The sequence below is a fragment of the Yersinia sp. 22-579 genome, from assembly GCF_030433455.1.
GTDB lineage: Bacteria > Pseudomonadota > Gammaproteobacteria > Enterobacterales > Enterobacteriaceae > Yersinia > Yersinia enterocolitica.
The window spans coordinates 133,409-159,859 of record NZ_JAUJTZ010000006.1 but is presented as its reverse complement, the minus strand read 5'-3'; the positions used below and the strand labels follow the sequence as shown (position 1 = coordinate 159,859).

Genomic DNA, 26,451 nt, shown 5'->3' with positions numbered 1-26,451 from the left:
GCGTAACGAGAGTAAGCTCTATATTTACTATAAAATAAAAAGCCCCCGAAGGGGCTTTAAGGTTTCTATTATTGTTGACCGGCTGAGTTATATCCGTTAGCGATGTAAGTATTCCGCATGGAAACGCAGATGATCTTCAATAAATGTCGCTATGGTGAAATAGCTGTGATCATAGCCCGGCTGAATACGCAAGGTCAGAGGCCAATCACGCTGACGTGCCAATTCAGCTAATTTTGCCGGCTGTAATTGATCGGCAAGGAATTGATCTCCATCTCCCTGATCGACCAATATTGGCAACTGGGTTTGTGCATGCGTGAGTAAATGGCAGCTATCATATTGCAACCATTGACTTTCATCAGCACCCAGATAAGCACTAAAAGCCTTGCGTCCCCACGGAACCTGACACGGATTGACTATCGGTGCAAAAGCAGACGCGGATTGATATTGCCGAGGATTACGCAATGCCAACATCAACGCACCGTGGCCGCCCATTGAGTGACCACAGATAGATTGACGATCACTCACACTGAAATGCTGGCGGATCAACGCAGGTAACTCTTTGCTGACATAGTCGTACATATGAAAATGCTTGGACCAGGGCGCTTGTGTCGCATTCAGGTAGAACCCAGCCCCTTGGCCTAAATCATAGCCGTCATCATTCGGCACGTCATCGCCACGCGGGCTGGTATCTGGCATCACCAGTACCAACCCGAGCTCAGCCGCGATCCGCTGTGCGCCTGCTTTCAACGTGAAGTTTTCATCATTACAGGTGAGCCCTGATAGCCAGTAAAGTACCGGCGGCGGGTTATCATCCCGCGGTGGTGGCAGATAGATGCTGAAGGTCATATTGCAATTCAGGCTGCTGGCGGCGTGGCGATAGCGTTGCTGCCATCCACCAAACATCCGGTGCTCTTCGAGAAGTTCAAGTGACGTGTTCATGCGTTGTCTGCCTCCCTGCGCTATTTATTTTGTAAAGTAGGTTTTTTTGCTGACTGATCAAAATGAATCACGGTACGGATAGATTTGCCTTCATGCATTAAATCAAAGGCTTCATTGATTTGATCCAAACCCATGGTATGAGTGATGAAATCATTTAGGGCAAATTTTCCATCCAGATATTGCTGCACAATACCCGGTAATTCTGAGCGACCTTTGACTCCGCCAAAAGCAGAACCACGCCAGACTCGGCCTGTCACTAGTTGGAATGGGCGAGTTGAAATTTCTTCACCTGCACCAGCGACACCAATAATAACTGATTCGCCCCAACCTTTATGGCAGCACTCTAAAGCTGAACGCATGACATTGACGTTACCAATACATTCAAATGAGAAATCAACGCCGCCATCAGTCAGCTCGACAATCACATCCTGAATAGGTTTATCATAATCTTTCGGGTTAATCAGGTCAGTCGCACCCAGTTTGCGGGCCAGCTCGAATTTGCTGGTATTGAGATCGATCCCGATAATCCGGCTGGCACCGGCCATTTGTGCGCCAATAACCGCAGATAAACCAATGCCACCCAAGCCGAAGATAGCCACTGTGTCGCCCGGTTTCACTTTGGCAGTATTGATAACTGCCCCCATGCCAGTGGTCACACCACAACCTAACAAACAAACTTCTTCTAATGGTGCTTCTTTATTGATTTTTGCCAGTGATATTTCTGGTACGACGGTCAATTCAGAAAAAGTTGAAGTGCCCATGTAATGGAAAATAGGCTGGCCATTCTTCGAGAAGCGAGTGGTGCCATCGGGCATCAAGCCTTTACCTTGAGTACTGCGAATTGCCTGACACAGGTTAGTTTTGCCGGAGCGACAGAATTTACATTCACCGCATTCAGGTGTGTACAGTGGAATCACGTGATCACCCACCGCGACACTGGTCACGCCTTCGCCAATCGCTTCAACAATCCCGCCACCTTCGTGGCCAAGAATTGCCGGGAATACACCTTCAGGATCTTTGCCCGATAAGGTGTAGGCGTCGGTGTGGCAAACCCCACTGGCGACGATCCGTACCAGTACTTCACCTTTTTGTGGTGGCATCAAATCAACTTCTTCAACGGATAATGGCTGGTTTGGCCCCCATGCGACTGCTGCGCGGGTTTTAATCATCTCCATGGTGTTGCTCCTATAGCTTCTGCGTAATGAGTGTTATATAAATATATTCTTTATGTATCATATATGTTGCTGCTGGTCGTTCTCGGTACCAGTAAATGATACTTGTATGAATTATGGTCGGAAACCGTGGATCTGCCCGCTCAGTTACTGAGTTTCAATTTGTTCAATGATCAACTCTTTGAGGGCGCGTACGTTGGGGCTAAAGGCATCTTTGCGCCAAATGAGCCAGGTTGCCGTCTCGGCAATATCGGGTGGCAGGTGATGCACTTTTACCCGCTCGTGACCAGGGAGTAGAGCCAATACCGAATGCGGGATCAGCGCCAACCCCGCGCCACTTGCCACACAAGCTAGCATGGCGTGGTAAGACTGGATTTCCATGATATGCCCAGGTAAACAGCCTGCCTGCCGGAACCAGCTTTCCAGTCGTAATCGGTATGAACAACTGGGGCGGAAGGCAAACAGAGTTTCATCCACGGCATCACGAGCTTGATTAATCGGTAGGTGATCCAGACAGGAAATGATAACTAACCGCTCCTCAAAAGAGCGGCAGCCGTGCAGTTCATCATGCTGTACCGGGCCATCGACCAATGCCGTCGCCAGTGTTCCGGCTCGAACTTGTTCAATAATTTCGCCCGACGTTCCTGTAGTCAGTGACAAAGAGACTTTGGGATAGCGCTGGTGATAAGCCGCGAGCAGGTTAGGCAGGCGAGTGGCAGCAGTGCTTTCCATTGAACCGAGTGGGAAATTACCAGCAGGTTCACCCGCATGAGTAATGCTCATGGCCTCTTCGCTCAGCGCCAAAATACGGTTGGCATAGCAAAGAAAATTATGACCCATGGGTGACAGGCGTAGGCGCTGCTTTTCACGAATAAACAGGTCTGCCCCCAACTCGATTTCAAGTTGGCGCAGGCGTGTCGTTAAATTTGAGGGGACGCGGTGCATCTGCTCCGCTGCTCGGGCAACGGAGCCGGTTTCCGCTACGCAACAAAACATGCGCAACTGGGTCAGATCCATAGGTGTTCTCTTTTTGTGATGAACTTAGTGTGTATTATTCATTTTTTGTGATTCTAATGCTCAGGCATGATATTCGCAACTTTCTTTTAACCGACTGTCCGCGTAATGAGCTGGCAGCAATAGATGGATTGGGCAGATGGCATTAAGAATTGCATTAAGTGGTTTTCTGGCATTAGTGGTGGCGATGGGGATTGGTCGCTTTGCTTTCACCCCCCAAGTGCCACTGATGATTGCAGAGCATCAATTCAGCCTGACCGGGGCAGGGCTGGTTGCGGCGTTTAATTATCTGGGATATCTGTTTGGTGCTTTTGATGCCATGCGGGCCAGTCGCCATGTCGAACGCCGTTTGTGGTTAGGGGTTTGGGGGGCGGTGGCGTTAACTTTGCTATCTGCTGTTATCGACGGGCCGTGGTGGCATGGTGTGGTGCGTTTTGCTATTGGTTGGGCTAGCGGCTGGTCGATGGTACTGGTTGCGGCCTGGACCAATGAACGATTAGCTCATTTTGGCCGCCCTGCACTGAGCGCGGCGGTTTTTGCCGGGCCGGGGGCTGGCATATTCATCAGCGGTATGTTGGCTGTACTTATCCATAGTTATGGCTTATCGGCAAGTGAGGCCTGGCTGGTGTATGGGGTATTGGCGTTGGTTATTATTGCTGCCATTAGTATCAATTTACCGCGCAGTGGCGAGTTGCACCGCCCCCATGTTGCAGCGCTACCATTGACTTTAACGCCAGCACTCAAACGGTTGGTGTGGAGCTATAGCCTCGCGGGATTTGGCTATATTTTACCCGCCACATTTTTATCGCAGATGGCAACCGCTCGCTTCCCTGAAAGCTTGTTTGCCCAGTTTGTCTGGCCTGTTTTTGGCGGCGCTGCGGTGATAGGGATTACCCTTGGTATTCTGACGCGCCATTGTCTGACATCACAAACTCGACTGGCATTAACCCTATGGGTGCAGGCCTTGGGAGTATTGTGTGCCGAGGTGGTGCCGGGAGTCAGCGGGCTGGTATTAGGTGCTTTACTCACCGGCGGCGGGTTCCTGAGTGTCGTCCAGCTTTCTTTGCAACATGGCCGTGAGTTGGCACCAGAACACACCCGTTACATGGCCGGTCTATTGACTACGGGTTATGCCATTGGGCAGTTGGTTGGCCCGATATTATCCGCAATTTCGACCGCATTAACTCACCGGTTGGAGCCGGCGTTATATGTTGCAATAGTGGCGCTGATTATTGCCGGCGCTTTGGTGATTAAAACGCCAGCCCGGGCGCGGGAAGCTGTCGTCGAGCCAGATGCAACTGTTTCATGATGATAAAAAGAACCACGGGAAATGAATAACACTATTGAATATAAAAACAATCATCGAAGATTAAGAACAATCACTGGATAATCATTTTGCTCTCAACTAAAGTGGGGAGCAAAATCTGAACGTGATCTGCATCATGTTTATTCCGCTCAGATACGCACGCCTGTTGGAGAAAAGAATGTCATCGCTGAGTAAAGAAGCTGAGCTGGTTCATGAAGCACTGCTGGCCCGTGGCCTTGAAACCCCATTGCGCAAACAAGAATTAGATGCCGAAACGCGCAAGACCCGGATTCAGGAACATATGACGCAAGTCATGCAATTGTTGAATCTTGATTTATCTGACGATAGCCTGGCTGATACACCAAGACGCATTGCCAAGATGTATGTTGATGAGATTTTCTCTGGATTGGATTATGAGAATTTCCCCAAGATTACCCTGATCGAAAATAAAATGAAGGTCGATGAAATGGTAACGGTGCGAGATATCACCCTGACCAGTACCTGCGAACATCATTTTGTGACGATTGATGGCAAAGCGACGGTGGCCTATATTCCGAAAGACAGTGTGATTGGTTTATCCAAAATTAACCGTATCGTGCAGTTTTTCGCCCAACGCCCACAAGTACAAGAGCGACTCACACAGCAAATCCTGTTGGCGCTGCAGACCTTGTTAGGGACAAATAATGTCGCGGTCTCCATCGATGCAGTACATTATTGTGTGAAAGCACGCGGGATCCGCGATGCGACCAGTGCGACCACCACGACATCATTGGGCGGGTTGTTCAAATCCAGCCAGAATACTCGCCAGGAATTTCTGCGTGCTGTTCGTCACAACGGCTAATTAGCCTTTTGCCAGAGCGGGCACCAATGGGTGCCCCTATACAGGATGTCGGGTATGCGTCAACGCATCGCAACGTTAGACAGCGCGCGAGGTCTGGCCATTCTTGGCATTCTTCTGCTCAATATTAGTGCTTTCGGCCTTCCTAAGGCTGCTTATCTTAATCCCGCTTATCTTGGTCTTCCCTCTGTGTCTGATAGCTGGACATGGGCCATGCTTGATATTGTCGCGCAAGCCAAGTTTCTGTCTATTTTTGCTATCTTATTTGGTGCGGGTCTGGAACTGTTGCTTAAACGCGGTAAAGGCTGGATACGGGCACGGCTTTCCCTCTTATTATTACTGGGATTGATTCATGGCATTTTCTTCTGGGATGGCGATATTCTTTTTGCCTATGGTTTGATTGGCCTGGTGTGCTGGCGAATGATTGGTGATGCTAAAGATGCCGCCAGCTTATTACGCACCGGTGGCGTGCTTTATTTACTCGGCGTGGCGGTATTATTACTGCTAGGGTTTGTCACCAGCGGGGAACCGGGCCGTTTCTGGCAACCGGGGCCGGCAGATTTGCAATATGAGCAATTCTGGAAATTACAGGGCGGGATTGAAGCCTGGAAAAACCGGCTCGATCTGTTGTCATCCAATTTGATTGCTATCGGCGCGCAATATGGTTGGGAATTGGCGGGTTCTATGCTATTTGGTGCCGGGCTGATGCGTTGTGGTTGGTTACGTGGCGAATTCAGTCTGCGTCATTACCGTTTGCTGGCCGCCTGTTTGATACCGCTTTCATTAGTTATTCAAATACCGGGAGTGGCACTGCAATGGATGGTCGGATGGGATTTCCGTTGGACCGGTTTTTTGCTACAAGTGCCGCGTGAGCTTGGCGCGCCCTTGCAGGCGGTAGGCTATCTCGCCTTACTGTATGGTTTCTGGCCAACATTATCGAGCTGGCGAGTCAGCCATTGGCTGGCACAGGTTGGCCGCATGGCATTGAGCAATTATTTATTACAGACATTGCTATGTACTCTGATCTTCTATCACTTTGGCCTATATCAGCAACTAGATCGTCTGCAATTGTTAGCTGTCGTTCCATTCGTCTGGCTGTGTAATATTCTTTTCTCCTTGTTATGGCTGCATTATTTTGCCCAAGGGCCGGTTGAATGGCTGTGGCGCAAGTTGACTGCTTATGCTTGTGGACAATCGTTACAACCTCGCAACACCCGATCCTGAATATATCTAAAACAGAATAATGATTGAGCAGTTGCAAATTTGTATGTAAACGTTTTCTTTCTTGTGACGTATTTCACGTGGCAATCTCAACAAACTGGGTAGGATAGGCCACCTGCCATGACAGGTTGTGCTCAACGTATGCATGGCGACTTATTGACAAAATAAGACACAGGATAAGGTCATGGCCGCTTTGCATTCAGCTGGAAACAGTATAACTATTCGCGATGTGGCCTCACGGGCGGGCGTTTCGCTGGCCACAGTATCAAGAGTGCTTAATAACAGTGCCTCTATCCGACCAGAAACTCGAGCTGCGGTGCTGAAGGCTGTGTCAGAGCTGGGCTACCGCCCAAATGCCAATGCGCAGGCGCTGGCAACTCAAAGTAGTGATACGGTCGGTGTGGTGGTGATGGATGTGTCAGATCCCTTTTTTGGTGCATTGGTGAAAGCGGTCGACACTGTTGCTCAACGACATCAAAAATATTTGTTAATTGGCAATAGCTATCATCAGGCAGATAAAGAGCGGCACGCTATTGAAGTGTTGCTGCGTCAGCGATGTAATGCTTTGGTCGTTCATGCTAAAGCCTTGAGTGACGGTGAGTTAATCGCCTTTTTAGAGCAAGTTCCGGGTATGGTTCTGATTAATCGGATTATTCCCGGATTTGAGCATCGTTGTGTTGGATTAGACAATGTTAGCGGTGCGCAAATGGCATGCCGCCTGTTGCTCAAACAAGGCCATCAGCGCATTGGTTTCCTCGGTTCCAATCATCCTATAGATGATGTAATGCAGCGCCAGACTGGCTACCTCAATGCACTTGAGGGGGCGGGTATCACTGTACCTGATACCTGGCGCGCCTATGGCACCCCGGACTTGGCTGGGGGAGAGCGCGCCATGATTGACCTGCTGGGGCGCAATTTGCAACTTAGTGCAGTATTTGCTTATAACGACTCAATGGCTGCTGGAGCACTGGCGGTGCTAAAAGAAAACGGTATCAATGTTCCTGAGCAGTTTTCACTGGTGGGCTTTGATGATATCCCGATCGCGCGTTACACCAGCCCTAAATTAACCACAATCCGTTATCCTATTGTTTATATGGCAACTTTAGCCACTGAACTGGCACTTGAAGGCGCGACTCGTGCGCCAGACCCCCATGCGACCTATTGTTTTAATCCGACACTGGTGCCTCGGCACTCGGTCGCAATTTGTGGTGTCGCTCACTAGTTCGGTATTTATTCTTGTGTAACCGTTTTCAATCTGTGAGAAAATTCACAGATTCTTAACAACGGCCCGTCTATGCTCTAGTTGTTTTCTACCTGAATGTATCAATATGTCATCGGTTACCGGATAAAAAAACACACGGTAGCGGGTTTTAGAATAGCGATTTACAAACACAAGTTCCGCAAACAACGAGTTTGTAAATGACATGGTTTTTGACGACTCAGGCAGCTTTTCGGAGTGGAGTGCGCTCAAGGACGAAAGATATTTGTGTCAGCTGCTTTGAACGATGGGTCTTTCTCACGTTAAGGCGATGGTGTTATCACCCTGTACTACCCTACATAAACCCGGAGATACAAATGAATAAGAAGGTTTTCACATTAGCGACTCTGGTTGCCAGCATGATGTTCGGCGCGGCGGCTCAAGCTGATACCCGTATTGGTGTCACTATTTATAAATATGATGACAACTTTATGTCCGTGGTCCGTAAAGCTATCGAGAAAGATGCTAAAGCATCTCCTGACGTTACCTTACTGATGAATGACTCGCAGAATGACCAATCCAAGCAAAACGATCAAATTGACGTGTTGCTGGCTAAAGGCGTAAAAGCGTTGGCAATCAACCTGGTTGACCCAGCAGCAGCGCCAGTGGTTATTGATAAAGCTCGCGCAAACGATGTTCCAATCGTGTTCTATAACAAAGAACCTTCACGCAAAGCGCTTGATAGTTACGACAAAGCTTACTATGTCGGTACTGACTCCAAAGAATCTGGTGTTATCCAGGGTGAGTTGATCGCCAAACATTGGAAAGCTAATCCAAATTGGGATTTGAACAAAGATGGCAAAATTCAGTTTGTACTGTTGAAAGGCGAGCCGGGCCATCCAGATGCTGAAGCCCGTACCACTTATGTCATTAAAACCCTTAATGAGAAAGGCATTCCAACGCAGCAGTTGCAGCTAGATACTGCAATGTGGGATACCGCACAGGCTAAAGATAAGATGGATGCCTGGTTATCTGGCCCTAACGCCAACAAAATTGAAGTGGTTATCGCTAATAACGATGCGATGGCTATGGGTGCAGTAGAAGCATTGAAAGCGCATAACAAAACCAGCATTCCAGTCTTTGGTGTTGATGCCTTACCTGAAGCGTTAGCTTTGGTTAAATCAGGTCAAATGGCCGGTACTGTTCTGAATGATGCGAATAATCAGGCTAAAGCGACCTTCGATCTGGCTAAAAATCTGGCCGATGGCAAACCTGCCGCTGAAGGCACTAAATGGAAAATTGACAACAAAATTGTACGTATTCCGTATGTAGGTGTTGATAAAGATAACCTGGCTGAATTTACTAAATAACAGTCGATATTTGTTAGAGACCCAATAACAACGGGTAGGAAAGAAATATTAACCTTCTGGCCCCGGTACTTTAGCGGGCGTCGAGTGTCGGGGCTGAAGGTTTTCTGTTGCATTGATCCTTATTTTAGAGTGCGCGCTGACTGGCGGGAGTTTAACACCCAACAATTCAGTGGCGATTCTTAGCCAGGTATAACTATGGCCGATATTAATACAGCACAACCTCGCGAGTGGTTGCTGGAAATGAGTAATATTAATAAATCATTTCCGGGCGTAAAGGCGTTAGATAACGTAAATCTTAAAGTGCGGCCAAATTCTATCCATGCGTTAATGGGAGAGAATGGTGCAGGTAAGTCAACGCTATTAAAATGTCTGTTTGGTATCTATAAAAAAGACTCCGGGAGTATTATCTTCCAGGGGCAAGAAATAGAATTTAAAAGTTCTAAAGAAGCATTAGAACATGGTGTGTCGATGGTACATCAGGAGTTAAACCTGGTATTACAACGCACCGTAATGGATAACATGTGGCTGGGGCGTTACCCAACCAAAGGTTTCTTTGTCGATCAAGATAAAATGTACAAAGACACCAAAGCTATCTTCGATGAATTGGATATTGATATTGATCCACGCGATAAAGTTGCCACTTTATCGGTATCCCAAATGCAAATGATCGAGATTGCTAAAGCTTTTTCTTACAATGCAAAAATCGTTATTATGGATGAGCCAACTTCTTCATTAACAGAGAAAGAAGTTAATCATCTATTTACTATTATCCGCAAATTGAAAGAACGCGGTTGTGGAATTGTTTATATCTCCCACAAGATGGAAGAGATATTCCAGCTGTGTGATGAAATCACTATTTTGCGTGATGGTCAGTGGATTGCCACCCAGCCGCTGGAAGGGCTGACCATGGATCAAATAATCTCGATGATGGTTGGGCGCTCACTGAGTCAGCGTTTTCCTGATCGCCTCAACAAGCCGGGTGAAGTGATTCTGGAAGTAAAAAATTTGACCTCACTACGTCAGCCTTCAATCCGTGATATCTCCTTTGATCTACATAAAGGCGAGATTCTGGGAATTGCTGGATTGGTCGGAGCTAAGCGCACCGATATTGTTGAAACATTATTTGGTATCCGCGAAAAAGTAGCTGGTACGATTAAATTGCATGGTAAGAGTATTAATAACCACAGCGCCAATGAAGCCATTAATCACGGTTTTGCATTAGTAACGGAAGAGCGCCGCTCAACCGGGATTTATGCTTATCTCGATGTAGGTTTTAATTCCCTGATTTCTAATATTCGTAACTATAAAAACAAATTTGGGTTGCTGGATAATACCCGCATGAAGAGCGATACCCAATGGGTTATCGATGCTATGCGAGTCAAAACGCCGGGTCATCGCACCAGTATTGGTTCTTTATCTGGTGGGAATCAGCAGAAAGTCATTATTGGCCGCTGGCTATTAACTCAACCAGAAATATTAATGTTGGATGAACCGACTCGAGGAATTGATGTCGGTGCTAAGTTTGAAATCTATCAGTTAATGACTGAACTAGCGAAGAAAGACAAAGGAATTATTATTATTTCCTCTGAAATGCCTGAGCTATTAGGGATCACTGACAGAATTTTGGTAATGAGTAATGGTCAAGTTGCGGGAATTGTTGAAACCAAACAAACCACGCAAAATGAAATATTACGTCTTGCATCCTTGCATCTCTAATCTAGTCGAAGGTTCTTATTATGAATGCGTTAAATAAGAAAAGCATGCTCACTTACCTTAAAGAGAGCGGGATTTACGTCGTATTATTCGTATTACTGGCAATAATTATTGTCAAGGACCCGACATTTTTAAGCCTGATGAACTTAAGTAATATTCTGACCCAATCTTCTGTGCGTATTATTATCGCGCTCGGTGTTGCGGGGCTGATTGTGACTCAAGGTACCGACCTGTCAGCGGGTCGTCAGGTGGGGTTAGCGGCGGTGGTTGCGGCAACGATGCTGCAAGCCATGGATAACGTTAATAAAGTTTTCCCAGATTTGCAGACTGTACCTATCCCAATCGTTATTTTAACCGTGTGTTTGATTGGCGCGATTATCGGTTTGGTCAACGGTATTATCATTGCTTATCTGAATGTGACACCATTTATTACCACATTGGGCACCATGATTATTGTTTACGGGATTAACTCCCTGTATTACGACTTCGTGGGTGCTTCACCGATTGCTGGTTTTGACCCTGCATTCTCAACCTTTGCACAAGGGTTCTTGCGATTTGGTGATTTCAAACTCTCTTACATTACTTTCTATGCATTGATTGCTATCGGTTTTGTTTGGGTTCTGTGGAACAAAACGCGCTTTGGTAAAAATATTTTCGCCATCGGCGGCAACCCAGAGGCCGCAAAAGTTTCTGGTGTTAATGTGCCACTAAACTTAATCATGATTTATGCGCTGTCTGGTGTGTTCTACGCATTTGGCGGGATGTTAGAAGCCGGTCGTATCGGTAGTGCAACCAATAACCTGGGCTTTATGTATGAGTTAGATGCGATCGCTGCTTGCGTAGTGGGCGGGGTATCCTTCAGTGGTGGTGTTGGTACTGTTATCGGTGTTGTGACCGGGGTTATCATCTTTACCGTGATTAACTACGGGTTGACTTATATCGGCGTGAACCCGTACTGGCAGTACATTATTAAAGGTGCGATCATTATCTTTGCGGTAGCGCTGGATTCACTGAAATACGCCAAGAAAAAATAATCAGCTATTAGCAAGACAAGAAAGCCAGCCAGAGTCAAACTCGGCTGGCTTTTTTACCTGTCATATTCTTCGTCAAAATTGTCGAAAGACATCATCATATCCAGCACAGTTCAATGGGCCGGATTACGCAGATAAATAATCCAATAGGTCAGCCCTACTAATAATCCTCCACCAATAATATTACCGATCGTCACCGGAATAAGATTATCAATAATAAAATTGGACATGGTGAGGGAAGGGAATTGCTCTGGTCCTGAATTAATCGAATGCCAGAATTCAGGTGATGCAAAATCACGGATCACAATAGCTAATGGGATCAAAAACATATTGGCAATGCTGTGCTCAAATCCACTGGCAACAAACATACCAATGGGGAGTAGCATCACCACAATTTTGTCTGTCAAAGTATGGCCAGAATAACTCATCCATACAGCCAGACAGACCATCAAGTTAGCCAGTATTCCCAAACACACCGCTTCTATAAAGGTATGGTGTAATTTATGGTCCGCTGTTTGCAGCACATTTAGTCCCCATAAACCATTCGCCGCAGTATGCTGACCGGCATACCAAATCAGGGCAACAAAAAACAATGCACCAATCAGATTACCGAAATAGACATTGATCCAATTAATAATTAATTGTCGCCAACTGATCTTGCCACTGGCTTTAGCTACCACAATCAACACCGTGGAGGTGAACAAATCAGCACCACAGATAATCACCAGAATCAGGCCAAGGGAGAAACATAAACCGCCGACTAATTTTGCCAACCCGTATGCTACACCTGCGGTACCGGTGGTTGCTGTTATGTAGAAGACAAAAGCAATGGAGATAAACACACCAGCGGTCATCGCTAAATAAAAAGTTGTTGCTGGATTTTTAGTGGCTTTATATATACCAACTTGCTCTGCAAGCTTTGCCATATCAACCGGAAGTCGCAGATCAAAGGGATTTTCAATACTCATTGATAACTCCTTGTTGCATATTTTTTTGTTAAGAGAAGGGTAAGGAATAATTAAATATTTATTTTAATGACAGGGATTTCATGCATTTTTCATACCATGAAGTTGACGGCATCTTTACAATGTGTCGGTGAGGTGATGAGCGAAATTAGGTATTTTATGCGTGGTTTTCAGTGAATATATAACCATTTCGCTATGTATTTATTTATACATCGATGTGCTTATAGTGAATACCAAATAAAAAGGTACAGGGTATATAACTATCTGTTTTATTACTCTTTTTATGTAAATGAGACGTAATTTCAATAATAAGTCTTTACAGGTAAATGTGCTAAAATAGTTTGTTAATCCAGATCAAGCTTACCGCGGGTTAATATATATTTGTTCATTTCAATACCTTAAAGTAGCTATCATCCACTTTTTGAGCTTAATTACTTTGGGTATATATGGATAGCGCAAAAAAACTACTCCGCCCCACATTGGCTCAAGTCTGGCAAGACACATTGTTCACGGTATCGAAAAAGTTATTATTGCTGCGGGATATAACCGATTTAGTTAACGAACTCAGGAAACTCTCTTTTTCTGTCGTTCGTTTCCAGCGGGTCAATTTATTACTGCTTAACCCCCTGTATAACCAAATGACGCTCTATACCCATGACGATGTGTCTGACACTGTTGTGGCGTCGCAGAATATTTTATTTGCCGAAGGCCCCGGTGGACTGGCCTGGCAGCAACAGACGCCTTTGCAAACTGATAGTCACCGTATGCAAAGGGAGTTTTCTGCTGTTGGTGATTTAGCACCGTATCAGAAATTACATGCTGGCTGCCATTTCCCTTTGGGCCATGATAACCATTGGTCAGGCTGTGTTGAGTTTATTAAAACCGATAATAGCCAGTTTGATGAGCAAGCTATTACCTTTCTGGGGTTATTGGCAGAAGTAGTGGCCATCGCTGTCGACAATATTACGGAGATAAACCGGGCATTCTCCGAGCGCGAACGGTTGCGCTTTGAACGGGATCATTTCCGTATATTAGTGGATGTCACCAATACGGTTATTTCTAAACTGGAGTTGGATGTATTAGCTGCGGAGGTCTCAAAAGAGATACACCGCTTTTTCAATATTGATTACATCAGTTTGGCAATATGCGGTACGCACAATGACAAAAATAAACTGAATGTTTTTTCTACTCGCTATCAGTCTGGTAAAGCGGTACAGCATCAACAAGCCTGGGTAGATATGACGGGCACATTAGCCGGGCAGGTTTTACGCAGCCGGGAATTATTACTCGTCAATCTGGCTGATATTGCTCTTTTGGCTCCGGATGATAAACAACTGGCAAATATGCTGGATGCTGGCTTACAAGCAGTTTGCCTATTGCCACTATTTTTCGGTCATAAGATGCTGGGCGTATTGAAATTAGCACAATGTCAGAGTGATATTTTCACTGACAGTAACCTTAAACTGTTACGACAAATAGCCGCGCGAATTGCTATTGCAGTCGATAATGCCTTGGCTTACAACGAAATTACCCGCTTGAAAGATTCATTGGTTAATGAAAATCTCTATTTGACTGACCAGATTATTCATAATGAAGAGTTTGGTGAGATAGTGGGTCACAGCGCAGCTATTAAAGCAGTGCTGGAACAGGTTGAAATGGTGGCATCCAGTGACTGTACAGTATTGATTCTGGGGGAAACTGGCACCGGTAAAGAGTTAATTGCCCGTGCCATCCATAATTTAAGTACCCGTAAGAATAAACGTATGGTGAAAATGAACTGTGCGGCCATTCCCTCCGGTTTAATGGAGAGTGATCTGTTTGGTCATGAAAAGGGGGCTTATACCGGTGCCGCCTCACAGCGTATTGGTCGTTTTGAAATGGCGGATGGCGGTACGTTATTTCTCGATGAAGTTGGGGATATCCCTCTTGAATTGCAACCTAAGCTCCTGCGGGTTCTACAAGAGCGAGAAATAGAGCGGCTGGGGGGCAGTAAAATTATCCCAGTTGATGTTAGGTTGATTGCCGCGACTAACCGAGATTTAAAACTGATGATGGTAAATCGGGAATATCGCAGTGATCTCTATTATCGGCTTAATGTTTTTCCAATTGTGATCCCACCGTTGCGTGAACGTCCTGAAGATATCCCTTTGTTAGTGAAATTTTTCACTCAGAAAATAGCCAAACGCATGAACCGCACTATTGATACCATTCCGGGTGAGACATTGCGTTTACTCAGCCGCCTACCTTGGCCGGGTAATATTCGCGAACTGGAAAATGTTATTGAGCGGGCGGTGATCCTCAGCCGTGGCACCACGCTAAATTTACAGTTACAAGAACTGGAATATCATTTATCGCCATTAGAAGTGGCGAAACCTGTATTGGAGCGAGCGGTTCACAAACCATTATTACCTGAGAGTGAAGAGCCAGAGTTTTCAGAATCTGAACGTGCGCGAATTATTCGGGTATTACGAGAAACCAATGGTGTAGTCGCCGGGCCGAAAGGAGCCGCAATTAAGTTAGGGTTGAAACGCACCACACTGTTATCTCGCATGCAGCGGTTAGGAATCTCAGTAAAAAGTATCGAAGACGAAGATGGGATGGAATAACTTACGTAATTGTCTTTTTTGTTCTGATTTAGATTCTATATTCGTAAGCAGCAAAGTTGAACCAAGGCGTGATAAATCTTTCTACTCGGACGAGGCGTCGCGAGCAAAGCCAGTCTGGGCGCGCCCAGCGCACAGCCACCGGAGTGTACATAAGTACATGACGATGGCGAGCACTGCGTAAACCCAGAATGGCAAAGCGCAGTAGCCGTTAACCGATCAACTCACTTCGGCTTCCCTACGTAACCGCGCCTTCAGCTGGCTATACTCTTGCTGCACGTAATTTTCTGCCCAAGTTTGATCGGCAATGGCCTCCAATTTCACCGCACAATACTTATATTCTGGCGTCTTGGAGATAGGGTCCAGATGGTCCAGTGTCAGCTCATTACACGCGCCGATCCACCACTGATAAGTCATATATACCGCGCCGACATTGATGCGTTCACTGACTGACACCCGAGTAATAACCTTACCGCGCCGCGATGCAACCCATACCAATTGTTGGTCCTGCAAGCGCATTTTATCTGCATCCTGCGGGCTGATTTGCACGTAACCCGGTTCATCGGCGAGTGTTTGTAATGCTGAGCAGTTGCCGGTCATGGAGCGGCAGGAATAGTGGCCGACTTCACGCACGGTACACAGCACCAGCGGGTATTCTTCATCCACCTGTTCCATTGGCGCACGCCATTCGCTGGCAAACAACAGCCCTTTGCCGCCGGGGCGGTCAAACTTATTACCCGCATATAACCACGGTGTGCCGGGGCTGTCTTCAGTAGTACAAGGCCACGGAACATAGCCCAAACCGGCCATTTTTTCGTAAGTTGCGCCGTAATACAGCGGACATAGCTCGCGTAGTTCGTCCCAAATCTCTTTAGTATTGTGGTATTTCATCGGATAGCCGAGGGCTGTCGCCATTAGGCTGATAATTTCCCAATCCGGTTTGACGTCACCTTGGGGTTCTACTGCTTTCTCAAACCGTTGGAAACCCCGGTCGGCGGCAGAATAAACGCCTTCATGTTCGCCCCACGACGTTGCTGGGAAAATAACGTCGGCTTCGGCAGCGGTTTTGGTCATAAAGATGTCTTGTACAATCAGCAATTCCAATTCGCTGAATGCTTCGCGCATCATCGAAAGGTCCGGTTCGGTTTGCAGCGGGTCCTCGCCCATCACATAGTTGGCTTTGATTTTGCCTTCTTTGACCTTGTGCGGAACGTCGGTCAGCGAGTAACCAATTTTGCCAGAGAGAGAAGGAACCCCCCAGGCTTTGGCGAACTTCTCCAGTGTCGCGGGGTCAGTCACGGCTTGATAGCCAGGGTACATATTAGGTAATGCCCCCATGTCGCAGGCACCTTGTACGTTATTCTGCCCACGAACTGGGCCGACGCCGACATTTGGGCGGCCTAAATTGCCGGTCAGTAGTGCCAACCCTGACAATCCTTTAACCACATCCACGCCCTGACCCCACTGGGTAACACCCATGCCCCACAAAATGGTGGCAGAAGGTGCGGCAGCATAGATGCGCATCGCTTCACGAATAGTGTGTGCTGGCAGGCCGGTGATGCTTTCGACATACTCCGGCGTGTATTTGGCAACCATTGCGCGATATTCGTCAAAACCTTCGGTATAACGCGAAACATAGTCTTTATCGTAGAGTTCTTCAGTAATAAGCACGTTGGCGAATGCATTCACCAGCGCCATATTGGAGCCATTTTTCAATGGTAACCACAGATCGGCAATACGCGCGGTTTCGATATGGCGTGGATCGCAAACAATAACTTTAGCGCCTTTTTCTTTGGCTTTGAGAATGCGGCGGGCCACGATTGGGTGTGAATCAGCTGCGTTATAACCAAACACCAAAATACACTTGGTATCTTCAATTTCGCAGATAGAGTTACTCATCGCGCCGTTGCCCAGGGTCACCTGCAAACCCGCGACTGACGGGCCGTGACACACGCGAGCACAGCAGTCAATGTTGTTGCTGCCAGTGACTGCACGGGCAAATTTTTGCATCACATAGTTGGTTTCATTGCCCGGCCCACGGGACGAACCAGTATGCATAATGGCTTCCGGGCCATATTTTTCTTTAATTGCGCGTAATTTACTGCTGGCGAACTCGATAGCTTCGTCCCAGGAAACCGCTTCCAGCTTGCCGCCTTTTTGGCGACGGATCATCGGCTGTTTTAAGCGTGGCGTCAGCAGCTTGGTATCATTGAGAAAATCCCAGCCATAATAGCCTTTCAGACAAAGTTCACCCTGATTGGTGACGCCATTTGCCCCTTCAGCGCCAACAACTTTGCCGTTTTCGACCAGTAAATTGATTTTGCAGCCGGAGCCGCAGTAAGGACAGACAGTGAGTGCCTTGTGCATATTAATTATCCTTTGTTCAAAAGTTCATCTCGTTGGCTTCGTCCAGTGCGGCGCGCAGCTGTTTCTTGCGTAGCATGGCTTGCATGGTGTCACGACCAATCAGGTGTAGTGCCTGAGTGGGGCAAACTGAGATGCAGGCTGGCCCGGCGGCACGCCCTTCACATAAATCACACTTTTGCGCTTCAGCTTTCAGGCAAAAGCCCTGCGAGAGGCCGTTGAACATCACTTCAACCTGTTTGGTCACCACGTTCATGGCACCGTAGGGGCAGGCAACGACGCAGGTTTTGCAGCCAATGCATTTTTCCTGCAACACCTGAATACTATCTGCCGCCCGCACAATCGCGCCGTTCGGGCAAACATTGGCACAAGGCGCATCCTCACAGTGACGGCACATAATGGTGGTACTGACATTCATTCCTTTGACCACTTTCAAGCGCGGGGCGAAATTGGCTTTGGTCATGGTATCCAGCTTGCCGCCGTTGTGTGCCAGCACGCAGGCAACCTCACAGGTACGGCAGCCAATACACTTTTTTGGGTCTGCGATTATGAACCGGTTCATTGTTTCCTCTCCTTCCCCTTCATCTTTCAAGTTGCAGATGTGTTGGCTATGCTCAATCACCCGAATCACTGACTTGAGTCAGCTCATCGGGATTCACTCCCTTGCCGCCTTCCTGCAACTTGAAAGCTATTGGGCATAAATTGAGTGGTTCTGGCAGATTCACGTTTTGATCAGTCAATCTGGCTCATTACCTTACATATTGCATGGTTTATGCCAAGTTGAAGTAGCTAGACTAAAGTTGATTAATATGATTGTTTTATAAGGGAATAATGAGTTGTTCTGAGAAATCTGGCTGAAGGGAAACTGTCGTCAGGTGTGACGTCGGCAAATTTGACGACGCCACACCGTCACTCAATTAGAGGTGGCTAAACCCACCGTCACCGTGCCAGTGCGGTAATTGCTGATACAGTGTTTCGACGGCCTGTTTGACAACATCGGTCATCGGGAAGTAGAACGCCACCAGGGTAGGTTGAATGCCAACGAAGATAACTTCGCTGATATCTTCCTTTAACTGATCAATCAGAAAATTGAGCGGTAAATTATGCGTGCTCATGATGAACATCTCGGCAATTTTCTCCGGATCAATAATACGAATCTCTCCCGGAGACAGTTCCATATCGGCGGCATCAACAATAATCAGGCGGGTGGGCTGCAAAGCACGAATGCGATGCACCACATTTTCCGGTGCCGAGCCGCCGTCGATAACTTGCCAGTCAGCTAAGGGTTGCTCTGTCATGCGCTCAGCCAGTAACGGGCCAGCGCCATCATCGCCCATCATGCTATTGCCGACGGTTAACACGACATTTGTGACTGGATATTGATGTTTCATGGGCGGCGCTTCACCATTAAATAAATTGCCGGTTCCTGCTCAATATCGTACAGGGTTTGCAGCAGTTGTTGGCTCCAGGGCTGATGCAATGAATCTGCATTCTGTGCCAGTGGTGCAAAGGCTTGGGCCAGCAATTGGGTATGGGTGCTGTCGATGGTGATTTCGCCAAATTTCAGCAAACCCGCCATTTTGCGACGAGCTTCACCTTCGGGTAATTGACTGAACCACTGCTCATACTCAGCCAGTGGACATTCCATAATGGCTTTTAAACAATCAATGACGCCGACATGGTGGCCGATAGCCAGTGAGTAATACATCACTTGCTGCGCCTGCTCGGGCATGTCTTCATCACTGTCGAGGAACTTCTGGTTCAGGGCATAAAAGATCACTTTAGGCATCAACATGCCCTCCCGCCAGTTGCATCAGGGTTATCTGTTGCAGGTTGGCAAATATCTCACTTAAACGCGGATCATCTTGTTGTTGGAGGTAGCTCTGGCAGCGCTGTTCCAGCCCTTGCAACGGTTGATTGACCAGTAATGACAAAAAGCGGTCAGTGATTTCACGCCCGTGACGATACCCAGCCATACGGCGGGCCTCACGTTCTAGTAATACCCGCAGAGTTAGCGGTGCATCAGGGTGAATAAGCGCCACGCGTTCATCGGCGGCTTCCTGGTGATCCTCACCTTTTAGCTTCTGTTCCAACAAGCCCAAAGCGACCGCAAAGCCATAAATGGTCGCTGCCGGAGTGGGAGGGCAACCGGGGATATAAACATCAATGGGCACAATGGTATCGCTGCCGCCCCAGACACAATACAGGTCGTGGAAGATGCCGCCGCCGCAACCACAAGCGCCATAAGAGACACAAATTTTGGGGTCAGGAGCAGATTTATAAGCACGTAAGGCCGGTGTGCGCATGGCGCGAGTGACGGCACCGGTGAACAGTAAAATATCCGCATGGCGTGGTGAGGCCACCACTTTGATGCCAAATCGCTCGGTGTCGAACAGCGGTGTAATTGACGAGAAAATCTCGATTTCACAGCCATTACAGCCGCCGCAGTCTACTCGATACACATAGGCCGAGCGTTTGATATCTTTCAGTAATTTGCTTTTTAACTGGGCGATAGCAGGATCAAGTGCTATGGGTTGGCTAACGTGATGGCCCCAAGTTGGTTTCAATGAATGTGGTTGGCTCATGAGTTGCTCCCCTCATTGCGGTGCTGATTGAGCATCACATTGTGATGACTAACAATATTCTGTTTCCGCTTGCACTCCGGGCAGGTTTCAAAATGAGGCCGTTGTTGCTCGACATCATCAATACTCATCCCGGAATGAATCAACAGTGCCATAACGTAATCCACCTCTTTTTTCGGCGCAAAAGGCTGCTGGCACTGCTGGCAATGGGCGAGAGTAAAGGTGGCGCGCTGGTATAAATCGGCTTTATTGAATACCGCCAATTCAAACTCTTGTGACAACACAATGGCGCGGGTCGGGCAAACTTCTTCACAGCGGCCACAAAAAATGCAACGTCCCAGGAACAGCTGCCACTGGCGAGTGCCCTTAGCAAGGTCGGTTTCCATCGTCAGCGCATTGGCGGGGCAGGCCATAGTGCAGGCGCCGCAGGCAATGCATTGATCGGCATCATATTGTGGTTTGCCACGGAATCCGTGACTGACCTCAAGTGGCTTAAACGGATATTTCACCGTGGTATCGCCGACTTTCAGGATGGTTTTAAACAGTTTTAACATTATTCATCCCTCTATTTGAGCGGCGAATGGGTGCGCTCAATGCCATAGCGTTCGATCTCTTTGTACGGCACGGTGACGGATTTCTGCTTGCGTACATCCACCAATGTCACCCGGTCGGTGCAGGAATAGCAGGGATCGAGGCTGCCGATAATCAATGGCGCATCAGAAACCGTATTGCCGCGCAGCATGTAGCGCAGCACCGGCCAATTGGCGTAAGTGGCGGCGCGGCAGCGCCAGCGGAACAGCTTCTGATTGTCGCCGGTCATGCTCCAGTGGACATCTTCGCCACGCGGTGCTTCCGAGAAGCCAAGGGCAAACTTATACGGCTGATAGTGGACTTTCTCCTCCAGCAACGGCCCGCCCGGCATATGGTTTAGCCCGTACTCAATCATTACCAGCGAGTCGAAGAACTCTCGTACCCGCACCAACAGGCGCGAATGCACGTCACAGCCATCAAGGCTAAACAGCTCTTTCGGGATATTGGCGTAGTTGGCGTAAGGGTGGTCGTGGCGCATATCGCGTGCATAGCCACTGGCGCGGATCATCGGGCCAACGGGGCTGAAATCACGAGCTATTTTGCGATCCAACATGCCAACGCCCACTGTGCGCTGCTCGATATTGGCGGTACTCATCAGCATATCCACCAGCTCGCTGATATCAGCGTGCATCTCTGAGACTAATTGCAGCGTTTTAATACGGTCGGCTTTCAGAATATCGCGCCGCACCCCACCAGTGAGATTCAGGCCGTAGGTTTTTCGCGCGCCGGTGAGCATCTCGGCGATAGTCATGGCTTTTTCGCGTACTCGGAAGAACTGCATAAAACCGGTATCAAACCCGACAAAGTGGCAGGACAAACCGATATTGAGTAGATGGCTGTGTAGCCGTTCCACTTCCAGCAAAATGGTGCGGATCATCTGCGCTCGCGGTGGCACAATAATGCCGAGCGCATTCTCAATTGACGAGGTGTAAGCCACGCTGTGGGTGAAGCCGCAAATGCCACAGATGCGATCTGAGAGGAAAGTGACGTCGTTATAGCCCATGCGGGTTTCAGCCAGTTTTTCCATGCCGCGATGGACATAAAACAGGCGGTAATCGGCGTCGATAATGTCTTCGCCGTCGACGAACAGCCGAAAGTGACCTGGCTCATCAGAAGTGATATGCATCGGGCCGATGGGTACCACTCGGCTGCTACTGCCCGCTTCATTTTCAAACTGATAGGTTTCAGTGTTGCTGGTGGGGGTCGGGCGCTGGCGGTAATCCATGGTGTCTTTGCGCAGCGGATAGAGGTCGTCTGGCCAATCATCGGGCAATACTAAACGGCGCTCATCAGGCAAGCCAACAGGTTGCAGACCATACATATCGCGCACTTCGCGCTCACCCCAGACGGCTGCCGGAACTCGTGGTGTCACGGAAGGGAACTCGGGTCGTTCGGGGCTAACCAGCGCTTTGACAATCACCCAGCACTTATCGCCATACTTTTTACCCGTATCAATGCCGTATTGTTCGCGGCCTTCCATTGACAGCACATAGTAGATGGCAAAATAGCCATTCAAACTGCGTTCGTCATTACCAAATAGCACTGATAACCAACCGCCTTGCTGATAATAAAGGTGTTCAACCACATCCGGCAGACTGTTCAGTTTGATGGTTATCGTCAGTTGATCAGGGGTTTGCCACTCTTCATCAAGAATTGCTGTTGGAAATTGTTCCCGCAGCCGGGCCACATAGGCGGCTCCCAGTTTTTCACCGCTGTGTGGCTGCCCTGAAACCAAATGAGCTGAAAAAGGCGTTTCGTGAGTCACGTTACATCTCCTGACGAGTCGGGGTGAATGGCAGAGCGGCGTGCGTATCTGCGATGGATGGGGTCAATAGGGCCGGAGAAATGTCTGGTATTGGGCTGGGCAATTGCCACGGCAACATAAAGGGTTGTTGGATAGGGTCACGGCTATCGTTATTGAGGACAATTTGCGCCGCATCAGTCAGCAAGCGGGTCACTGGCGTGGGAATATGCACTCCGAGCAATAGCATCAGCAGTAATAGAATCGCCATCGGTGCGGTAGTCAGAATACCCAGTTCACCTTTGCTCACCGCCGTCGGTGGGGTACCCAGCACCGTGCTGGCTATCATACGTACCAACCCCGCCAGTACCAAAGTGAGTAGCAATAGCAACACAATAACTAAGGTAATATGGCCGGCTTTGATCGCTGCGGCGACCACCATAAATTCACTGATAAACACGTTAAATGGCGGCATTCCCGCCAGCGCCAATGCGCCACCGGCCAGCATCACCGCAGTGAGCGGAGCCACACGGATAATGCCTTTGATAGCCCCCATATCCCGCGTGCCATATTTCAGCAGCACATTGCCAGAACCGCAGAATAGTAAGGTTTTTGCCAGGCTGTGATTCATGGTGTGAAACAGTGCGGCTAATACCCCCAGTGGGCCACCAATGCCTAAGGCCACGGCGATTAAACCCATGTTCTCTACACTGGAGTAAGCCAACAAACGTTTCATATCGCGCTGTGCCAGAATGAAGAATGCAGAGACGGCAACCGACATCATGCCGAAGACCAACAGCAACATTTGTGGGAAATGTGGCCCGATGGCGGCACTGATAATAATGTAATAGCGAATGATCACTAGCAGGGCGCAGTTGAGTAAGACCGCGGATAACAAGGCGCTGGTGGGGCTGGGGGCTTCGCTGTGAGCATCCGGCAGCCAGGAGTGCATTGGGAACAGGCCGGTTTTGGTACCAAAGCCAATCAGGATAAAGACAAATGCCAGATGCATCAGGCTAGGATCCAGCTCTTTGGCATGCTCGGCGACCACCGTCCAGAAGATAGCGCTGCCGGGGTCGGCCAGCACATTGGCAGCATTGGCATATACCAACACTGTGCCATATAGCCCGAACGCCACACCAACGGTACAGATGATAATGTACTTCCACGCCGCCTCCAGTGAGGAGCGCTGGCCGTATAATCCCACCAAAAAGGCCGAACTGAGGGTGGTGGCTTCAATGCCAACCCACATCAGAATCAGGTTATTACTGGTCACCACCAACAGCATGGTGAATAGGAACAGATGGAAAAAGCCGTAGTAATTACACAAGGTGCTGACAGTAATTTCACCGTTATTCACTTCATGGCGCATATAGCCAAGGGAGTAAAGGCCAGTGATAAAGCCGATAACACCTAAAATAGCGAGGAACAGCGCACTGAGGCTGTCGATATGCAGCCAATGGTGAACCGCCAGAATTTCCCCGCCCACTGCCACTCGGCACACTACCGTCAATGCCACTATCAGCAGTAAACTGATGCCTGCAAAATGTACCCAAGTGGTTGCCATGCGGGCGGCACTCCCCAGGGCACGGCAAGCAAATGCCAGCAGTGAGGCTATCAGAGGTATCGCCAGCAGTAACAGCAGCAGGTCAGTATTGCTCATTTTATTACCCCTTTAGCGCTGTCAGTTGTTTAACATCCAGCGTATGCAGCGTGCGGTAAATTTTGCGCGCCATTAGCGTCATCACAATCACGGCAAAGATGGCATCAGTGGCAATACCTACCTCGACCAACTCCGGCGCGCGGAAAGCCAACAATGCCAACATTAGGTGCGCGCCGTTTTCCATCAGGCAGTAACCGAAGATGTTTTTCAGGATATTGCGTTGGGTGACGATACACAGCAGACCAATCAGGAAGTGCCCAAGTGACACTGCCAATGCCGGTTTCAGCGCACTGACCATCGGCAATTGCACCGGCTCGACCACGAAGTAGCTCAATAAAATGATGATGGCGGCGATAAATATCAGGCCAGCGGTACCTACCACGCCGCCGTTGGCTTTAGGGTCTTCCATCTGGCGAAATGCGCGATACATAATCCACGGCACCAATATCACTTTGGTGATAAAGGCGGTCAGCGACCACATATACAGCTCGTGGGCGTGCAAGGTTTCGGCTAATACCAGGAAAATCAGCACCAAGACCAGTGACTGCAAAGCATAAAACAGCGCTGATGTGGCGGGTTTTTTCACGATAATCACCAGCAGCGAGGTAATGATCAGCAGGCCAGCCAAATTGTTGACAAGAAGTGTTCCGGTCATTTTTTACTCCCTTATCCGAGCCAGGCGACGGCAATAAAACTTGAACACACCGACATCACCACTAGCACGACCAGCACACCCTGCATGGCTAATGGCAGCGGCTTGGCACTGGCGACTTCTTCTGATGGCTTGCCGGGTACAGTTTGTCCGAACCAGTAGAGGAACCAGCCAAAGCTGGCAACCGATTCAATCAACGCCAGTACCAGCAGCGGTATCAGCAGCCAATGTTCATGAGAAAGTGAGAAACCAGCAGCGAAAATGGGGAATTTACTGAAGAAACCGTTAAATGGCGGTACCCCGGTGATAGCCAGTGCCGCCACACAGAATCCGACGCCCAGCAGTGGCATTTTTCCCATGATGCCCTTAAGTTTGGGCAACATACGGGTGCCGCAGCTGTAACTCAGCGCCCCGGCGACCAGGAAGAACAGGCTCTTGGCAAATGCGTGGTTGAAGATGTAGGCAATGCCGCCATCAAAGGCCAGTTTCGATCCGTAGATAGCCAAAGACAGAGCGAAGAAAATATAAGACAGCTGGGTGATGGTGGAGTAGGCCAGTAGCCGCTTCATATCTTTTTGCGGCAGATACATAAAGAAGCCGTAAATCAAGGTAATAACCGCCATCACCATACCAACAGTACCGATAATCTGCGGCACATCACCGGCAGAGTAGATGGCGCGAGCGAAGATATAGACGCCGACTTTGACCATTGACGCGGCGTGCAGATAGGAACTGACTGGGGTCGGGGCCTCCATCGCATCCGGCAACCAAATATGCAGTGGTAACTGGGCCGATTTCCCCCAGGCGGCAAACAGGATGCCTCCGAATACCATGACTTTGGTGGTGTGGTCCAGTTGCGCCAGTGCCGTTAAAGCAAAGGTACCGGTATTGACCAGTAGCACTGCCGCCGCCAAATACAGGCCGATGGCCGCCACATGGGTGACCAGCAAGGCTTTTAGCGCCGAGCGTAGTGACTTCTGGCTCTGGTAGTAACCAATCAAACCCCACGAACAGCCGCCGGTAATTTCAAAGAAGAACAGCTGTCCTAGCAGGGTGGATGATAAGACCAGCCCTGCCATAGCGCCAATGAATACCAATAGCAGCGCATAGTAGCGGTTGGTGCCTTCGTGAGGGTGCTCGCGATTACCTAATGTCAGATAGCCGGTGGAATAGATACTGACCAGCAAGCCGAGGAATACCACGGCGAAAGCAATTAAGGTGCTGATGCGGTCGATGGTCAGACCGAACAGTGCCATATCACCGTAATGAATTAGATCAAAAGTGACATCCACCTTGCCGCCACTCAGGTAGGCATAAGCCAGCAGAACGGTGCCGAGGGTGGCCAGCAGTGAGAAGAAGGTACAAGACCATTTCGCCCATTGCTGTGGTAAACAGGCAGTGAGAATGGCTCCGGCAAACGGAACCAGAATGGTCGCAAGGGCTATGTTTATAAGGACTGAATTTATAAGAGCCAGGTTATCCATGATG

23 protein-coding genes are annotated in these 26,451 nt (G+C 48.6%); 8 read left to right on the top strand and 15 right to left on the bottom strand.

What is annotated here, in order from left to right; genetic code table 11:
- Window positions 1-96: 96 nt before the first annotated feature.
- The 3 genes from fghA to QSV56_RS09255 all read right to left on the bottom strand — a co-directional run bounded on the left by fghA (window position 97) and on the right by QSV56_RS09255 (window position 3,128).
- Window positions 97-939, bottom strand: a complete 843-nt coding sequence (fghA, locus tag QSV56_RS09265; protein WP_019082742.1) for an S-formylglutathione hydrolase — start codon at window positions 937-939, stop codon at window positions 97-99.
- Window positions 940-959: 20 nt separating this feature from the next.
- The gene (locus QSV56_RS09260) at window positions 960-2,114 is read right to left on the bottom strand and encodes an S-(hydroxymethyl)glutathione dehydrogenase/class III alcohol dehydrogenase (protein WP_019081049.1); all 1,155 of its coding nucleotides are present in this window, start codon (window positions 2,112-2,114) and stop codon (window positions 960-962) included.
- Window positions 2,115-2,258: 144 nt separating this feature from the next.
- The gene (locus QSV56_RS09255; RefSeq protein WP_019081048.1) at window positions 2,259-3,128 is read right to left on the bottom strand and encodes a LysR family transcriptional regulator; all 870 of its coding nucleotides are present in this window, start codon (window positions 3,126-3,128) and stop codon (window positions 2,259-2,261) included.
- Between the two features lie 136 nt (window positions 3,129-3,264).
- Between QSV56_RS09255 and QSV56_RS09250 the strand changes: the two genes are divergently transcribed.
- From QSV56_RS09250 to mglC, 7 genes are all read left to right on the top strand, one after another.
- Window positions 3,265-4,434 carry a YbfB/YjiJ family MFS transporter gene (locus QSV56_RS09250; protein WP_046051279.1) on the top strand — a complete coding sequence of 390 codons (1,170 nt, stop codon included), beginning with the start codon at window positions 3,265-3,267 and terminating at the stop codon, window positions 4,432-4,434.
- Window positions 4,435-4,609: 175 nt separating this feature from the next.
- Entirely contained in the window at window positions 4,610-5,272 is a 663-nt protein-coding gene (gene folE, locus QSV56_RS09245; protein ID WP_004709152.1) for a GTP cyclohydrolase I FolE, read from the top strand.
- Between the two features lie 54 nt (window positions 5,273-5,326).
- Window positions 5,327-6,493 carry a DUF418 domain-containing protein YeiB gene (gene yeiB / locus QSV56_RS09240; protein ID WP_019082744.1) on the top strand — a complete coding sequence of 389 codons (1,167 nt, stop codon included), beginning with the start codon at window positions 5,327-5,329 and terminating at the stop codon, window positions 6,491-6,493.
- Window positions 6,494-6,674: 181 nt separating this feature from the next.
- Complete coding sequence (gene galS / locus QSV56_RS09235; protein ID WP_301212070.1) at window positions 6,675-7,712, top strand: HTH-type transcriptional regulator GalS; 1,038 nt, start codon at window positions 6,675-6,677, stop codon at window positions 7,710-7,712.
- Window positions 7,713-8,065: 353 nt separating this feature from the next.
- Window positions 8,066-9,058: a galactose/glucose ABC transporter substrate-binding protein MglB gene (gene mglB, locus QSV56_RS09230; protein ID WP_019081044.1), complete on the top strand. Its 993-nt coding sequence runs from the start codon at window positions 8,066-8,068 to the stop codon at window positions 9,056-9,058.
- Window positions 9,059-9,253: 195 nt separating this feature from the next.
- Window positions 9,254-10,774, top strand: a complete 1,521-nt coding sequence (gene mglA / locus QSV56_RS09225) for a galactose/methyl galactoside ABC transporter ATP-binding protein MglA (RefSeq protein WP_005162291.1) — start codon at window positions 9,254-9,256, stop codon at window positions 10,772-10,774.
- A gap of 20 nt (window positions 10,775-10,794) precedes the next feature.
- Window positions 10,795-11,805 carry a galactose/methyl galactoside ABC transporter permease MglC gene (mglC, locus tag QSV56_RS09220; protein ID WP_004388732.1) on the top strand — a complete coding sequence of 337 codons (1,011 nt, stop codon included), beginning with the start codon at window positions 10,795-10,797 and terminating at the stop codon, window positions 11,803-11,805.
- 110 nt (window positions 11,806-11,915) lie between these two features.
- On the opposite strand, the gene focA is transcribed toward mglC, so the two are convergent.
- On the bottom strand, window positions 11,916-12,770 hold the full coding sequence (gene focA / locus QSV56_RS09215; protein ID WP_046051278.1) for a formate transporter FocA: 855 nt from the start codon (window positions 12,768-12,770) through the stop codon (window positions 11,916-11,918).
- 443 nt (window positions 12,771-13,213) lie between these two features.
- On the opposite strand from focA, the gene flhA reads away from it, so the two are divergent.
- Window positions 13,214-15,373 (top strand): formate hydrogenlyase transcriptional activator FlhA, encoded by a 2,160-nt coding sequence (flhA, locus tag QSV56_RS09210; RefSeq protein WP_050157711.1) that lies wholly within the window; start codon window positions 13,214-13,216, stop codon window positions 15,371-15,373.
- 216 nt (window positions 15,374-15,589) lie between these two features.
- Here the strand turns inward: flhA and fdhF are convergent, their stop codons facing one another.
- From fdhF to QSV56_RS09155, 11 genes are all read right to left on the bottom strand, one after another.
- On the bottom strand, window positions 15,590-17,737 hold the full coding sequence (gene fdhF / locus QSV56_RS09205) for a formate dehydrogenase subunit alpha (protein WP_019081041.1): 2,148 nt from the start codon (window positions 17,735-17,737) through the stop codon (window positions 15,590-15,592).
- A 16-nt stretch (window positions 17,738-17,753) separates the two neighbouring features.
- Window positions 17,754-18,296, bottom strand: coding sequence for a 4Fe-4S binding protein (locus tag QSV56_RS09200; RefSeq protein WP_019081040.1), 543 nt, complete (start codon window positions 18,294-18,296; stop codon window positions 17,754-17,756).
- Between the two features lie 52 nt (window positions 18,297-18,348).
- The gene (locus tag QSV56_RS09195) at window positions 18,349-18,474 is read right to left on the bottom strand and encodes a hypothetical protein (RefSeq protein ID WP_004388737.1); all 126 of its coding nucleotides are present in this window, start codon (window positions 18,472-18,474) and stop codon (window positions 18,349-18,351) included.
- A 177-nt stretch (window positions 18,475-18,651) separates the two neighbouring features.
- Window positions 18,652-19,125, bottom strand: a complete 474-nt coding sequence (gene hycI / locus QSV56_RS09190; protein ID WP_050298700.1) for a hydrogenase maturation peptidase HycI — start codon at window positions 19,123-19,125, stop codon at window positions 18,652-18,654.
- A complete protein-coding gene (locus QSV56_RS09185; RefSeq protein WP_026018023.1) occupies window positions 19,122-19,523 on the bottom strand; it encodes a formate hydrogenlyase maturation HycH family protein in 402 nt (133 codons plus the stop codon). The genes hycI and QSV56_RS09185 overlap by 4 nt, the downstream gene beginning before the upstream one ends.
- Window positions 19,516-20,319 carry an NADH-quinone oxidoreductase subunit B family protein gene (gene nuoB, locus QSV56_RS09180; RefSeq protein ID WP_050162620.1) on the bottom strand — a complete coding sequence of 268 codons (804 nt, stop codon included), beginning with the start codon at window positions 20,317-20,319 and terminating at the stop codon, window positions 19,516-19,518. The genes QSV56_RS09185 and nuoB overlap by 8 nt, the downstream gene beginning before the upstream one ends.
- On the bottom strand, window positions 20,316-20,870 hold the full coding sequence (hyfH, locus tag QSV56_RS09175; RefSeq protein ID WP_046695262.1) for a hydrogenase 4 subunit H: 555 nt from the start codon (window positions 20,868-20,870) through the stop codon (window positions 20,316-20,318). The genes nuoB and hyfH overlap by 4 nt, the downstream gene beginning before the upstream one ends.
- 11 nt (window positions 20,871-20,881) lie before the next feature.
- On the bottom strand, window positions 20,882-22,672 hold the full coding sequence (locus QSV56_RS09170; RefSeq protein WP_301212059.1) for an NADH-quinone oxidoreductase subunit C: 1,791 nt from the start codon (window positions 22,670-22,672) through the stop codon (window positions 20,882-20,884).
- 1 nt (window position 22,673) lies between these two features.
- Complete coding sequence (locus QSV56_RS09165) at window positions 22,674-24,311, bottom strand: hydrogenase 4 subunit F (RefSeq protein ID WP_046051271.1); 1,638 nt, start codon at window positions 24,309-24,311, stop codon at window positions 22,674-22,676.
- Between the two features lie 4 nt (window positions 24,312-24,315).
- A complete protein-coding gene (gene hyfE, locus QSV56_RS09160) occupies window positions 24,316-24,966 on the bottom strand; it encodes a hydrogenase 4 membrane subunit (RefSeq protein WP_019081033.1) in 651 nt (216 codons plus the stop codon).
- 11 nt (window positions 24,967-24,977) lie between these two features.
- Window positions 24,978-26,447, bottom strand: coding sequence for a hydrogenase 4 subunit D (locus QSV56_RS09155; RefSeq protein WP_019082752.1), 1,470 nt, complete (start codon window positions 26,445-26,447; stop codon window positions 24,978-24,980).
- Window positions 26,448-26,451: the final 4 nt, after the last annotated feature.